Raw genomic sequence first — 974 nt, 5'->3', positions numbered from 1 at the left:
ACCTTCGCCGACAGTGAATTCAGCAGTAAGCGCCGTCAGACCAGAAAAGAGATTTTCTTGTCCCGCATGGAGCAGATTCTGCCATGGCAAAACATGGTGGAAGTCATCGAGCCGTTTTACCCCAAGGCTGGTAATGGCCGGCGACCTTATCCGCTGGAAACCATGCTACGCATTCACTGCATGCAGCATTGGTACAACCTGAGCGATGGCGCGATGGAAGATGCTCTGTACGAAATCGCCTCCATGCGTCTGTTTGCCCGGTTATCCCTGGATAGCGCCTTGCCGGACCGCACCACCATCATGAATTTCCGCCACCTGCTGGAGCAGCATCAACTGGCCCGCCAATTGTTCAAGACCATCAATCGCTGGCTGGCCGAAGCAGGCGTCATGATGACTCAAGGCACCTTGGTCGATGCCACCATCATTGAGGCACCCAGCTCGACCAAGAACAAAGAGCAGCAACGCGATCCGGAGATGCATCAGACCAAGAAAGGCAATCAGTGGCACTTTGGCATGAAGGCCCACATTGGTGTCGATGCCAAGAGTGGCCTGACCCACAGCCTAGTCACCACCGCGGCCAACGAGCATGACCTCAATCAGCTGGGTAATCTGCTGCATGGAGAGGAGCAATTTGTCTCAGCCGATGCCGGCTACCAAGGGGCGCCACAGCGCGAGGAGCTGGCCGAGGTGGATGTGGACTGGCTGATCGCCGAGCGCCCCGGCAAGGTAAGAACCTTGAAACAGCATCCACGCAAGAACAAAACGGCCATCAACATCGAATACATGAAAGCCAGCATCCGGGCCAAGGTGGAGCACCCATTTCGCATCATCAAGCGACAGTTCGGCTTCGTGAAAGCCAGATACAAGGGGTTGCTGAAAAACGATAACCAACTGGCGATGTTATTCACGCTGGCCAACCTGTTTCGGGCGGACCAAATGATACGTCAGTGGGAGAGATCTCACTAAAAACTGGG

The 974-nt window shown here is 55.1% G+C and carries 1 protein-coding gene; it reads left to right on the top strand.

All coding sequences use genetic code 11. The annotated features are described in order from the left end of the window. On the top strand, positions 1-966 hold a 966-nt coding region (locus tag BN1127_RS01395), incomplete at its 5' end, for an IS5-like element IS5 family transposase (protein ID WP_042648216.1). Positions 967-974 lie beyond the last annotated feature (8 nt).

The sequence above is a fragment of the Aeromonas media genome, from assembly GCF_000819985.1.
GTDB lineage: Bacteria > Pseudomonadota > Gammaproteobacteria > Enterobacterales > Aeromonadaceae > Aeromonas > Aeromonas media.
This window is presented reverse-complemented; position numbering and strand designations above follow the sequence as displayed.